Here is a 12,455-nt window from a genome sequence, read left to right as displayed (position 1 = left end):
CGCTGCCAGATCCGGTACCCTTTGCGGTAGGCTCAGGCAGGGAGACCGATCAACGCGGGCACTTGGGCCATATCGGTAAACAGCTCCGCCCCTGTCGCAGCAAGCTTCGGATACTCGCCCTGTGGCGCATAGCCCAGACAACGCATGCCTGCCGCCGCGGCAGCGTCTGCTCCCGGCGGACTGTCTTCGATAACGACACAGTGCTCGGGCGCAACCCCCAGCACGGCGGCGCAATGAAGATAGAGATCGGGCGCGGGTTTCGGGCGGACGACATCCTCCTGACCGGAAAACAGCCGCCCTTCCAGCTTGGCACGGATCTCGGGATGCTGGCCGAGGGTCGCATCCATCTTCACATGCCGCCCGTTCGAGCCTACCGCATAGGGGATGCCCGCCGCATCCAGCCGCTCCAGCAGCTCGGGCACACCGGCCATCAGTGGCGTGCCGGCCCGCAGACGCTCGCAAAGCGTGGTGTAATAATGATCGGCCCAGTCTTCGGGCAGGGTGGCGCCCATCTCCCGGGCACGCATCGCGCAGCCCTCGATCGTGCCGCCGATGAACATCCCCTCCATCTCGTGCCGTTCCAGTTCCAGCCCGTGGGCCGCGAACTCTTCCTGTAGCAGCTCGAAGGTCATCGGCTCGCTATCCACCAGCACCCCGTCGCAGTCGAAAATTACCGCCTTGATCATCATTCTTCCTCCGCCATTACGGCCAGTGTCACGATCGTGTCGCCATATTTCCGCTGGTCCACCTGTTCCAGCGGCGCCGGCACCACAGGCGCCACATTCTCTTCCCAGACCACCATCGCACCGGGCGCGATCCAGCCGTTCTCCACGCAGGACGCGATCGCCTTCTCGCCGAGCCCCATGCCATAGGGCGGATCAAGGAAGATCAGGTCATAGCCCTCGCCACGGCAGGGTCCCATCTTTGTCGCATCGCGCCGCCAGAGGTCGGTCACCCCCATCGCCCGCATCAGCTCGATATTCTTGCGCAAAAGCACCCGCGCGGGCGTGCCCTCATCGACAAAAGCCACGCGCTTGGCTCCGCGCGACAGCGCCTCCAGCCCCAGCGCACCAGTGCCCGCAAACAGATCCAGCACCCGCGCCTCGGGGATCGGGTTGCCATGCGTGCCATTGACCAGCAGGTTGAAGATCGATTCGCGCACGCGGTCCGTCGTGGGGCGCAGATGGCCCTTGCTATCGCCTTCGCCCACTTCGGTCAGTTTCAGCCCGCGCTTCTCGCCACCAATAATCCGCATTTTTTACCGCCGCATCAGGGATTTCAAATCAGCCGCCGCCTCGATCTCGGCGGGCGTCACATCGGACCCCGCCTCGATCAGGCGCTTGCCCACCATATAGGCCCGCGGCGCGTCGAGCGCATCCACCGCAATCAGGTGATCCTCGCGGAAATACCAGAAGCTCTCGCCATCTACATCTTTCGCGATCACGCGGGTATAGCCGCCATTCCAGCCCGCAATCTGGAGTTTCGAGGCAAACATATCCGACCAGAACCACGGTTTCGGCTGGTAGGTCTCAGCGGCGCCCAGCATGTTGCGCGCTACCAGTTCGCCCATATCGATGGCGTTGCCCACCGATTCCAGCCGCATCCGCGCGCCGTGCAGGTCGATCTCGGCGCAATCGCCCGCCGACCAGATATGCGGATCCGAGGTGCGCCCCTGAGCATCGGTCACGATCCCGTCGCCCAGAACCAGTCCGGCTTCCTCGGCAAGCCGCACCGAAGGCGTGACACCGATGCCCACCACCACCAGATCGGCGGGCAGGACTGTGCCATCGACCAGCTCGACGCTGTCCACCACGCCTTCCCCGCGTAAGGTGCGCAGGCCGGTGCCCTCCCTGATTGTTACGCCTTGGGCCTGATGCAGTGCGCGCACGGCATCCGCCGTCTCGCGGCAGGCCACACGGCGCAGGATACGCTCGGAGGCCTGCACCAGCACGACATCCAGCCCGAGCTTGCGGGCCACAGCGGCGGCCTCGAGCCCGATATAGCCGCCGCCGATCACGACAAGCCGTTTGCCCGCCGCCATCTGCGGCTGGAGCGCTTCGATATCGGCCAGTGTGCGGATGGTGAACACATTCCCCAGATCACCACCCAAAGCTGCCGGCAGGCGTTTGGGGTCGGCGCCTGTGCAAAGCGCCAGCTGGTCATAGCGGATCCCGGCCTTTGCGGTATGCACAACGCGCGCCGCCGGATCGATGCGCAGGGCCGGCTCGCCCAGCCGCAGGGTGACATTCTGTTCGGCCCAGTATGCGGGCGCGCGCAGGGTGAGCCGCTCCAGCGGCATCTCGCCCAGGAGATAGGCTTTGGACAGAGGCGGACGCTGATAGGGCGCCACGGGTTCCTCGCCGATGATCGTCAATGCGCCGTCATAGCCTTCGGCACGCAGCTTGGCCGCCATCGAGGCCGCTGCCTGTCCGCCCCCCACGATGACGATGCCCCCGTTCACGATCTCCGGCATTTCTCTTTCCCTCTGGTGCTTTGTTGGACGAACCCTATATCGTGCGGGCAACCATGTGCAACGCGACAGGAGAGCGACATGACAATCAGTGAAGGCGACGTGCTTCCCGGGGCCACCCTTTTGACGGTTGGTGCCGAAGGCCCGACCACCGTATCTTTGGGCGACAAGATGAAAGGCCGCAAGGTCGTTATCTTCGGTCTTCCGGGCGCGTTCACCGGCACCTGCACCACCGCCCATGTGCCGAGCTTCATGCGCACCCGTGATGCCTTTGCCGAGAAGGGCGTGGACGAGGTGATCTGTATCACCGTCAATGACCCCTTCGTGGTCGATGCGTGGTCGAAAGCGACCGGCGCGGGCGAGGCGGGTCTGACCATGCTGGCCGATGCCGAAAGCGCCTTCACCAGCGCCATCGGCATGAATTTCTCGGCCCCCGCCATCGGCTTCAAGGACCGCTCGGCCCGCTACGCGATGTATGTCGAGGATGGCGTGGTGAAGGTTCTGCACAAGGAAGAGAATGCCGGCACCTGCGAGATCTCGGGTGGCGAGGCGCTTCTGGCGGCGATCTGAACCGGCCCATCTTGAAAAGTGCGGTAAATCCCGTCACCAATGGCCCTTCGGGGCCATTTTTTATTTCTTTTTCCGCACGGGCGGCCCTTCTGTATAGGATGACCAGTATGCTGCACAAACCGCTCGGCCGTTCGGGCCTGACTGTCTCGCCCTTCGTGTTCGGCGGGAATGTTCTGGGATGGACCGCGGATCGGGCGACCTCTTTTGCCATGCTGGACCGGTTGGTGGAGGCGGGGGTAACCTCGATCGACACGGCCGACAGCTATTCCTACTGGGGCGAGGGGATGAAGGGCGGCGAGTCCGAGGCGATGATCGGCGACTGGCTGGCCCGCCGCAAGCGCCGCGACGATGTGGTGATCTATACCAAGGTCGCCAAGCTTTCGTGGCGCAAGGGGCTGCGGCGCGACAATATCCTTGCCGCCATTGACGAGTCGCTGACCCGACTGCGCACCGATTATATCGATCTCTATTTCGCCCATGCCGATGACGCGGATGTGCCGCAGGAAGAGGTGCTCGAGACCTTCGAGATGCTGCGCGTGCAGGGTAAGATCCGCGCGGTGGGGGCGTCGAATTTCGCCCCCGACCGTCTGGCCGCGGCTCTGGCACTGGCCAAGCAGATGAATGTGAAGGGCATCGAGGTGATCCAGCCCGAATACAGCCTGAGCACGCGCGAGAGTTTCGAGAAAGAGCTGCTGCCGCTGGTCAAATCGCAGGAGTTGGGGGCTGTGACCTTCTTCACGCTGGCGGCGGGGTTCCTGTCGGGCAAATACCGCACGCAGGCCGATTTTGCGGGGATCCCGCGCGCGCGCCATGCCGCGAAATATCTGGATGCGCGGGGCTTGCGCATTCTGCAGGCTCTGGCGGAGATCGCCGATGGCGTCGGCGCCCCCATGGCGCAGGTGGCAACCGCCTGGGCGATGGCGCGCGAGGGCGTCTCGGCCCCTATTGTCTCGGCCTCGAATATGGATCAGCTCGATACGCTTCTGGGCGCGATCGACCTGCAGCTGTCTGATGAGGCGATGGCCAGCCTCGAGGCGGCCTCCGATGGGTAAACTGACCACTATCGACGGGATCATCAGCGATCGCGGGTCGAAATATGCGGTCTCCGGCGCGCCTTGTGCCTCGGAAGACGAGGCCAAGGCCCTGATCAAGGATCTGTGCCGCACCAAGAAATTCGCCAAGGCCACGCATAATACATGGGGTCTTCTGACCTCTGATGCGCCGGTGAAAAACGATGATGGCGAGTCGGGGGCGGGCATGGTGATCCTGCGGATGCTCGAACGCGAGGGGCTCGAGAACCACCTGATCGTGGTCACCCGCTGGTATGGCGGCAAGCATCTGGGGGGCGACCGCTTCCGCCATGTGCAGGAGGCCGTGCGGATCTATATCGAAGCACTGGCCGGTTAATCGAGCAGATCCTCGCCAAGATCTGGGCGTGGATCGGGCTCCTCCACCTCGTCCTGACCGGGTTCGCGCTCGAGCAGCGGCGACTGGAACAGCACCTTGCCCTTATGCGGAATGGCATCGAGTGCGCGGGCCAGTTCGAAATCCAGAATGCTCAGACCCTTGCAGGAATGGGTCGAGAGCTCGATATCCACCACGTTATAGACATTGCGCCAATCGGGGTGGTGATCCATCTTCTCGGCCAGCAGGGCCGCCTGTGCCATAAAGCCCCAGGCCTGTTCGAAATTCTCGAATTTCCAGACTTTGCGGATCGCGTCGGATTGTTTGGCCATGCGCCAGCCGCTTTCTTTCAGCAGGGGCATCAGGGAGGCGCGTTCGTCCTGATTGAGCTTCGTGGCCATCGTGTTTTCCCTATATCGAAACGGGCAGGAAAACCCTGCCCGTCTATGAGTTTACCCGAAATCCGGCCTACTTCAATTTATCTTCCGCAGCGGTTTGCGAAACAGGGGTTTCGCTCGGCGCGGACAATTCCCTGACCGATACTTTCGGCTTGGCCATCTCCAGCTTGTTGTCGAAGATGATCTCGCGGGTCGGGAAGGGAATGCCGATGCCGTTGGCATCGAATTCGCGTTTCACGACTTCGAACAGCTCCCAGCGGAACTTCCAGTAAACGTCCGTCGTGGCCCAGGCGCGGAATAGCAGGTTGATCGAGCTGTCGCCCAGCTCCTTCACGCCGATGGTAGGGGCGGGGTCTTTCAGAATGCGCGGGTCCTCGTCCACGATCTTCTGCAGGATGTCCTTGGCGACCTTGATATCGCTGTCATAGGAGATACCGATGGTCAGATCCATCATGCGGGTGGTGTTGGCCGAATAGTTGGTAATGGCCGAGGACCAGATATCCGAATTCGGCACGACGACCTGAATGCCATCATAGGTTTTCAGGATCACATAGAAGAGCGAGATCTCGGTCACGGTGCCCGCATTGCTGCCCGCCTGCACATAATCGCCCACACGGAAGGGGCGGAACATGATGATCATCACGCCTGAGGCGAGCGAGGACAGCGTGCCTTGCAGCGCCAGACCGATGGCCAGACCGGCGGCACCGATCAGTGCGGCCAGCGAGGTGGTCTGGATGCCGAAGCGGTTGAGAATGAAGATGAAGCCGATCGCGAGGATCAGGTATTTCGCGATATTGCCCAGAAAGCCGAACAGCGTCGCATCCAGGCGCTTGTGGCGCGCGGCCAGATTGCCGATGCGGCCCTTGGCCCAGCCCGAAATGACCAGCGCGACGATCAGGATGACCAGCGCGGCCAGCACGTTCAGCGTGCCCAGCACCACGGCATCAATACGTTCGGGGGTGATCCACTGGCTCACATCTGTCAGGTTTTGCAGGTTCAACTCGTCCATGCGTCTTCAGGTCCTTTGTTTCGTTCGGGCGCGGCCTAGGGGGCATGGTGCCGAAGATCAACCCCCGCTGCGGAAGGGCCCCATCTCGGTCATCACCTCGACATCCTCGTCGATGGCCGCGCGTTCGGCCTCCAGATAGTCCGAAATCGCGCGCCGCAAACCCGGATGGGTGATCCAATGCGCGGAATGGGTGATATGCGGCAGATAGCCGCGCGCCAGCTTGTGCTCGCCCTGCGCGCCCGCCTCGACCCGCGCCAGACCATGCGCCAGCGCATAATCCACCGCTTGGTGGTAGCAGAGTTCGAAATGCAGATAAGGGTGATCCTCGATGCAACCCCAATAGCGGCCATAAAGGCAATCGCGCCCGATCAGGTTCAGCGCGCCCGCCACAGGGCGACCCTCGCGGAAAGCCAGCACGAGCAACACATCCTCGCGCATCCCGTGCAGCGCATCGAAAAAGGCCCGCGTCAGATAGGGGGTGCCCCATTTGCGCGCGCCGGTATCCTGATAGAACTCCCAGAACGCATCCCAGTGTTCGGGCCGGATCTCGTCGCCGGTCAGCTGCCGGATCTCGCCGCCGAAGGCTTGCGCCCTTGCGCGCTCCTTCTTCAGAGCCTTGCGCTTGCGCGAGGAGAGCTGCGCAAGGAATGCGTCGAAATCGGCATAGCCCTGATTGTAGAAATGGAACTGTTGCCCGTGGCGGTGCAGATAGCCCGCGCCCTCGGCCAGATCGGCCTCGTTTTCCGGGCAGAAGGTCATATGCACAGACGACAGCCCGTTGTTTTCGGCCACTTGCGCCATGCCCGCCAGAAGGGCGGCGCGGCCTGCCTCGGCCTGACCCGGCGCGGTCAGCAGGCGCCGCCCCGTGCAGGGTGTAAATGGCACCGCGCATTGCAGCTTGGGGTAATATTGTCCGCCCGCGCGCTCGAACGCATCGGCCCAGCCGTGGTCGAACACATATTCGCCCTGACTATGGGATTTGACATAGAGCGGCGCCACGCCCAGAACGGTTCCGCCTGCCCGTGCCACAATAGGCCGCGGGTCCCAGCCCGTGCCGCGCCCCACCGAACCCGAGCTCTCCAGCGCCGAGAGGAACCGGTGCGTTGTGAACGGATCATAGGCCCGCCCGCCATCCGCCACCTCGGGACAGGCACAGCTATCCCATAACGCGGGATCGATGGCCGAGACACTCTCGGCCAGTTCCAGTTCGATTGTATCGGTCATCGCAGGCTCCTGTCGGGCTGATGATGACGGCATCGGGCGTGAGGTCAAGCGTCGGGCAGGGCCGAGGCATAGCCTTCGAAGGTCACGTTTTCGGCAACCTCGCGCGCCTTGGCCTCGGCCTCGGGCGAGCGGATCGTCCAGCACAGGATATGCGCGCCCTCGGCCTTCAGCGCCGCCACCCGCGCCATCCCGAGGTCTTTCCAGTGATGCGAGATGAACGAGGCGCCCACACGGTCGTAATCGGCGATCTCGCGCAGGCGGGCGCGTTGATCGTCGTCAAGATCGGGGAAGTCTTCCGCCGACCATTCGGCATAGGTGGTCAGGCCGACCGCAACATCGGGGGCGGCCGCATGGAAAAGCGCAATGGTCTCGGGGTTGAACCCCATCACCGCCACGGGGCCCTGATAGCCGCGCAGCGCCTGTGCGGCGGCGTCCTCCAGCGGGCCCAGCCCCGCGCCATTGGGGTCGTTCTGGTTCTTGATCTCGACCAGAAGCGGCACTTGGCCGGCCACCAGATCGAGCACCTCGGCAAAGGTCGGGATGCCCTCATCGGCATCGCGCAAGGGGATCGCCTGCAACTCGGCGGCGGTGCGGGCATGGAGCGGGCCGGTCTCGCCGGTCAGACGGTCGAGGAGATAGTCATGGAAGACCATCGCCACACCATCCGCCGAAAGCTGCAGGTCGATCTCGATCCCGTAACCTGCCGCAATCGCCGCCCGGATGGCTGCGAGGCTGTTCTCGGGGCGGCGTTGCGCCCGGTCATGATAGGCCCGATGCGCGATCGGCAGGCTCAGGAAGCGCGGATCAAGCATCTTTGATCTCGAAGACCGCGTCAATCTCGACCGCCACACCAAGGGGCAGCGAGGGGGTCGCCACAGCCGAGCGTGCATGGCGGCCCACATCTCCGAAGACCTCGACCATCAGGTCCGAGCATCCGTTCACGACCTTGGGCTGATCAGTGAAATCGGGGGTGGAATTGACGAAGCCGCCCAGTTTCACCACGCGGGTGATCCGGTCCAGATCGCCAAGAGCGGCCTTGGCTTGCGCGATCAATGCAAGGCCGCATAGGCGCGCGGCGGCAGCGCCCGCTTCGACATCCATATCCTCGCCCAGACGGCCTTTCACCAGACCATCGGCGCCCGAGGAGATCTGGCCCGAGATGAACAGCTGGTTGCCGGTGATCACGAAGGGCACATAATTGGCGGCCGGCGCGGGGGCTGCGGGCAGGGTGATGTTCAGTTCGGACAGGCGGGATTCGATCTTCGACATGGGGTCCTCTTTGTCAACGCGGTGGAATGCCGGTTCGGCGGCGCAATTCGCACCGGACGCTAGGCGCGCATCCCGAAAGGCGCAAGCGGAATGCGCCCGCAAAGCGGAGTGTCATCAGAATATCACAGGCCATGGGCAGGGCTTACCAGCCGATGAAGTGCTCGAAGTCGCGGGTGACAGTCTGCCAGAGGCCGAGCGAGGTGGAGAAGTTCTGCTGGGTCACTCCATTGCCTGCCATATTGATATCCATCTCGATGAAGGGATCGCCGTCGTCATCGAGATAGGCGCGGCCGAAGCGGTTGTCGCGGTTCCAGTCGTTGATCCGGCGGGCGTCGAGCGGTCGGTCAAGGTCATACCCCGTCGAGAACTGGATGTTCTGGCACTGCGCGCCACTTTTGCAGCCGTAGAAATAGACCGAGAAATGGGTGCCGTTCAGCTGGCTGACCAGCATAGGCGCGCCGTAATCATCGGTTTCCTGCTGGGCCTGCAGGCCATCGGCCCGCATCGCGGCAAGAATGGCCGCGGGAGTGGCGGTGACGGTATTGGCCAGCGCCGGAGAGGCTGTAAGCGGGGCTGCCAGACCGGCCAGCATGGCCAGTGATACCAGAAGCTGTTTCATGATTATCCTTCAGGTCTCAGGCGACCATTGCCTCGGCCTTCTTGAGATCGACCGATACCAGCTGGCTTACACCCTGTTCCTGCATTGTCACACCAAAAAGACGGTCCATCCGGCTCATCGTGACCGCATGGTGGGTGATGATGAGGAAACGGGTCTCGGTGCGGCGCGTCATCTCGTCCAGAAGGTCGCAGAAACGGGTAACATTGGCATCGTCCAGGGGCGCGTCGACCTCGTCGAGCACGCAGATCGGAGCGGGATTGGCCATGAAGACGGCAAAGATCAGCGCCATCGCGGTCAGGGTCTGCTCGCCGCCCGACAGCAGCGATAGCGTCGAGAGCTTCTTGCCCGGCGGCTGGCACATGATCTCGAGACCGGCCTCGAGCGGGTCATCGGATTCCACCAGCGCCAGACGCGCATCGCCGCCCGAGAAAAGATGGGTAAAGAGCTGGCGGAAATTCTGGTTCACCTGTTCGAAGGCCGCCAGGAGGCGCTCGCGCCCCTCGCGGTTGAGCCCGTTGATGCCGCCGCGCAGCTTGGCGATGGCATCTTCCAGATCGCCTTTCTCGGTGAACAGCGTGTCATGTTCTTCCTGAATGCTTCGCGCGTCTTCCTCGGCGCGCAGGTTGACCGCCCCCAAAGCATCGCGGTCGCGTTTGAGGTCGGCCACCGCCTTTTCCAGCTTGGCAATGGTCGGCATATCCCCAGGCGCGATATCGAGGGATTTCAGCAGGCTCTCCGGGGCCAGATCCATCTCGTCGCTGATCCAGTCGACGGCCAGCGTCAGCGCCTCGCGGGCGCTCTCCACGCGCGTTTCGGCCCGCGCGCGGGCCTCGCGGATCTCGGAGGCCTGTTTTTCCGTCTCGCGTTCGACGGTCTGGGCCGTGCGCAGGCGGCTTTCGGCATCCTGAAGCGCGGTGGTAGCCTTGGATTTGCGCGCCTCCGCCTCCTGGATCTGCTCGCGCAGTTCGTCGCGGCGCTCGTTCAGCTCCTCGGGCAGGGCCATAGCCTCCTCGAGTTCCTCCAGCGCCTCGGCGCGGCGCTCGGCCAGCTCGGCCCCATGGCGTTCGGCGGTGGCCAGACGGGTCTTCCAGCCGCCCAGCTGCTCGGTGATCTCTGTGTGGCGACGGGTGCGGGCCTCGCCTTCGCGGCGGACCTCGTCCTGTGCCGAGCGGCGGGTGAGCATGGTCATCCGCGCGGCCTCGACCGTGATCTTCACCTGATCCATTTCCTCGCGGGCGCGCGACAGGGCGGGCAGGGCATTGATCGCGGACTGTGCCTCCTCGAGGGTCGCGCGTGCGGCACGGGCCTCCTCGGCATGGCGGCCCTCGGCCTGACGGGCGGCTTCCAGACGGCCTTCGGTGACCGAGCGGTCGGCCTCGGCCTTGGACATCAGGCGCTGTGCCTCGGCGAGGCGCTTGTCGGCCTCGCGGCGGGTGTCGCGGGCGCGTGCATAGGCCAGATTGGCATCGGCAAGCTTCTGTTTGAGCTGTTCGTGATTGCGCACGGCGGATTGCGTCGAGGCTTCGGCCACGGCCAGATCGGCGCGCAGATCGCTCAAGCGGTTCTGCTGGCGCAGGCGTTGGGCCGCGGCAGAGGGCGCATCCTCGGCGCCCGCGCGTAGCCCGTCCCAGCGCCAGAGATCGCCCGCAAGCGTGACAATCCGCTGGCCGGGACGCAGATCCTTGTGGAGCGCATCGCCCTGATCCCAGCTTTCCACCACACCGATCTGGTTCAAACGGCGGGTGAGCGCCTCGGGTGCCTGCACATAGCGCGCGAGTGCCTGCAGACCTGCAGGGAGCGCAGGTGCGTCGCTATAATCGGGCAGGGTCAGCCAACCCGAGCCTGCATTTCCCGCCGCTTCGGGCGCGTTCAGGTCATCGGCCAAAGCCGCGCCCAAGGCGGCCTCATAGCCTTTGGAGACGCTAATCCGGTCAAGGATCTGCGGGCCCGACATGGCGTCGCGGTCCAGAAGCCGGGTGAGGGCCGAGACCTCGGATTTCAGCGCGCTCATCTCGCCTTCGGCCTCGGCGCGCGCCTCGCGCGCCTCGGCCTCGCGGGTTTCCAGCGTGCCACGCAGATCATCGGCGCTATGGAGCGCCTCTTCGGCCTGATCGGTCATCTCTGTGGCCTCGGAGGCGGCTTCCTGCGCGGCCTCGATCCGGCTATTGACCTCGGCCAGCGCTTCCTCGGCCTCCGTTGCATTCAGTCGGGCAGTAGCGGCCGCACGGTCGAAGCGTTCGGCGCTTGCCTGACTGTCGGCCAGTTGCCGCTCGGCAGACTGGTGACGGGCGGCCAGCTGGGCCACATCGCCGGTCAGCTGGTCAAGGATCTCCTCGCGGTCCCGCGCGATCTCGGCGGCCTCTTGGGCGGCCTCCTCGGCGGCGGCCAGCGCCTCCTCATGGCCGGCGCTGTCGCGCGCGATCTGGCGCAGCTCGTATTCCAGCCGCTCCAGCGTCTCGCCCGCGTCGCGGTTGAGGCTGGTCTCGCGTTCCATGTCGCGGTCGATCTGGGCAATTCGGCCCTTGAGCGTCTCGATCTGGCCGCGGGCCTGGGCTTCCTGTTGCGAGAGCTGGTCCTGTGAGAGAACGAGCCGCTGCAGAATGGCGGTGGCCACGGTATCCTCCTCGCGCATGGGCGGCAGGATCTCTTCGAGGTTGGCACGCAACTCGGCGCTGTCGCGGGCGGCGCGCTCGGCCACGCCGGCATTGGCTATGATCGCGGAAAGGGCCTTCTCGGCCTCCTGACGGGTTTCGTCTGCCTCGAGCCAGCGGCGATAGAGGAGCATCCCCTCGGAGCGGCGCAACTCCTCGCCGATCTGGCGGTATTTCGCGGCCTGCCGCGCCTGACGGGCCAGGCTGTTGAGCTGTCCGGCCAGCTGGTCGATCACATCATCGATCCGCTCGAGATTGGCCTCGGTGGCCTTGAGCCGCAGCTCGGCCTCGTGGCGCCGCTGGTAGAGACCCGAGATCCCCGCGGCCTCCTCGAGAATGCGGCGGCGGGCCTTGGGTTTGGCGTTGATCAGCTCGTTGATCTGGCCCTGACGCACCAGCGCGGGCGAATGCGCCCCTGTGGACGCATCGGCAAAGAGCATCTGCACGTCGCGGGCGCGCACGTCCTTGGTATTGACCTTATAGGCCGAGCCTACATCGCGGGTGATGCGACGGGTGATCTCCAGCAGGTCGCTGTCGTTGAAGCCCGAGGGCGCGAGGCGTTCCTCGTTGTCGATCTGCAGCACGACCTCGGCAAAGTTGCGCGCGCCGCGGGTCGAGGTGCCCGCAAAGATCACGTCTTCCATCCCGCCGCCGCGCATCGCCGAGGCACGGTGTTCGCCCATCACCCAGCGCAGAGCCTCCAGAAGGTTCGACTTGCCGCAGCCATTGGGGCCGACCACGCCTGTCAGCCCGTCCTGAATGACGAGATCGGTCGGGTCGACAAAGCTTTTGAAGCCGTTCAGACGCAAGCGGGTGAAACGCAAGGGCACCATTCCTTCCA

At 64.4% G+C, this 12,455-nt stretch carries 13 protein-coding genes; 3 read left to right on the top strand and 10 right to left on the bottom strand.

Translation table 11 applies throughout. The features are described 5' to 3' along the window. Window positions 1-32 precede the first annotated feature (32 nt). Genes WDB91_RS01730 through WDB91_RS01720 form a run of 3 tightly spaced genes read right to left on the bottom strand, consistent with a single transcriptional unit; the run spans window position 33 to window position 2,473 of the window. The gene (locus WDB91_RS01730) at window positions 33-686 is read right to left on the bottom strand and encodes an HAD family phosphatase (protein ID WP_339114431.1); all 654 of its coding nucleotides are present in this window, start codon (window positions 684-686) and stop codon (window positions 33-35) included. Next, a complete protein-coding gene (gene rsmD, locus WDB91_RS01725; RefSeq protein ID WP_339113446.1) occupies window positions 686-1,255 on the bottom strand; it encodes a 16S rRNA (guanine(966)-N(2))-methyltransferase RsmD in 570 nt (189 codons plus the stop codon). Before rsmD ends, WDB91_RS01730 begins: the two co-directional genes overlap by 1 nt. A 3-nt stretch (window positions 1,256-1,258) precedes the next feature. Then, window positions 1,259-2,473: an FAD-dependent oxidoreductase gene (locus WDB91_RS01720; RefSeq protein ID WP_339113445.1), complete on the bottom strand. Its 1,215-nt coding sequence runs from the start codon at window positions 2,471-2,473 to the stop codon at window positions 1,259-1,261. A 78-nt stretch (window positions 2,474-2,551) separates the two neighbouring features. Here WDB91_RS01720 and WDB91_RS01715 point away from each other — a divergent pair, with 78 nt between their 5' ends. The 3 genes from WDB91_RS01715 to WDB91_RS01705 all read left to right on the top strand — a co-directional run bounded on the left by WDB91_RS01715 (window position 2,552) and on the right by WDB91_RS01705 (window position 4,447). Continuing rightward, window positions 2,552-3,040 (top strand): peroxiredoxin, encoded by a 489-nt coding sequence (locus tag WDB91_RS01715; protein ID WP_339113444.1) that lies wholly within the window; start codon window positions 2,552-2,554, stop codon window positions 3,038-3,040. 107 nt (window positions 3,041-3,147) lie between these two features. After that, window positions 3,148-4,092 (top strand): aldo/keto reductase, encoded by a 945-nt coding sequence (locus WDB91_RS01710; RefSeq protein ID WP_339113443.1) that lies wholly within the window; start codon window positions 3,148-3,150, stop codon window positions 4,090-4,092. A 1-nt stretch (window position 4,093) separates the two neighbouring features. Continuing rightward, entirely contained in the window at window positions 4,094-4,447 is a 354-nt protein-coding gene (locus WDB91_RS01705; RefSeq protein ID WP_339114430.1) for a YigZ family protein, read from the top strand. On the opposite strand, the gene WDB91_RS01700 is transcribed toward WDB91_RS01705, so the two are convergent. The 7 genes from WDB91_RS01700 to smc form a co-directional block, all read right to left on the bottom strand. Continuing rightward, window positions 4,444-4,845 carry a 4a-hydroxytetrahydrobiopterin dehydratase gene (locus WDB91_RS01700; protein ID WP_339113442.1) on the bottom strand — a complete coding sequence of 134 codons (402 nt, stop codon included), beginning with the start codon at window positions 4,843-4,845 and terminating at the stop codon, window positions 4,444-4,446. The genes WDB91_RS01705 and WDB91_RS01700 overlap by 4 nt on opposite strands. Window positions 4,846-4,912: 67 nt before the next feature. After that, on the bottom strand, window positions 4,913-5,851 hold the full coding sequence (locus tag WDB91_RS01695) for a mechanosensitive ion channel domain-containing protein (RefSeq protein ID WP_339113441.1): 939 nt from the start codon (window positions 5,849-5,851) through the stop codon (window positions 4,913-4,915). A 57-nt stretch (window positions 5,852-5,908) separates the two neighbouring features. Continuing rightward, window positions 5,909-7,075 carry a GNAT family N-acetyltransferase gene (locus WDB91_RS01690; RefSeq protein ID WP_339113440.1) on the bottom strand — a complete coding sequence of 389 codons (1,167 nt, stop codon included), beginning with the start codon at window positions 7,073-7,075 and terminating at the stop codon, window positions 5,909-5,911. Window positions 7,076-7,119: 44 nt separating this feature from the next. Beyond that, window positions 7,120-7,887, bottom strand: coding sequence for a glycerophosphodiester phosphodiesterase family protein (locus WDB91_RS01685; protein WP_339113439.1), 768 nt, complete (start codon window positions 7,885-7,887; stop codon window positions 7,120-7,122). Then, window positions 7,880-8,344 carry a RidA family protein gene (locus tag WDB91_RS01680; RefSeq protein ID WP_339113438.1) on the bottom strand — a complete coding sequence of 155 codons (465 nt, stop codon included), beginning with the start codon at window positions 8,342-8,344 and terminating at the stop codon, window positions 7,880-7,882. The genes WDB91_RS01685 and WDB91_RS01680 overlap by 8 nt, the downstream gene beginning before the upstream one ends. 142 nt (window positions 8,345-8,486) lie before the next feature. Beyond that, complete coding sequence (locus WDB91_RS01675) at window positions 8,487-8,963, bottom strand: YbjN domain-containing protein (protein WP_339113437.1); 477 nt, start codon at window positions 8,961-8,963, stop codon at window positions 8,487-8,489. A 16-nt stretch (window positions 8,964-8,979) separates the two neighbouring features. Continuing rightward, entirely contained in the window at window positions 8,980-12,438 is a 3,459-nt protein-coding gene (gene smc, locus WDB91_RS01670; protein WP_339113436.1) for a chromosome segregation protein SMC, read from the bottom strand. Window positions 12,439-12,455 lie beyond the last annotated feature (17 nt).

The organism is Thioclava sp. GXIMD2076, from assembly GCF_037949795.1.
Taxonomy (GTDB): domain Bacteria; phylum Pseudomonadota; class Alphaproteobacteria; order Rhodobacterales; family Rhodobacteraceae; genus Thioclava; species Thioclava kandeliae.
The sequence above is the reverse complement of the archived record's forward strand: the minus strand, read 5'-3'. Positions and strand labels throughout refer to the sequence as shown.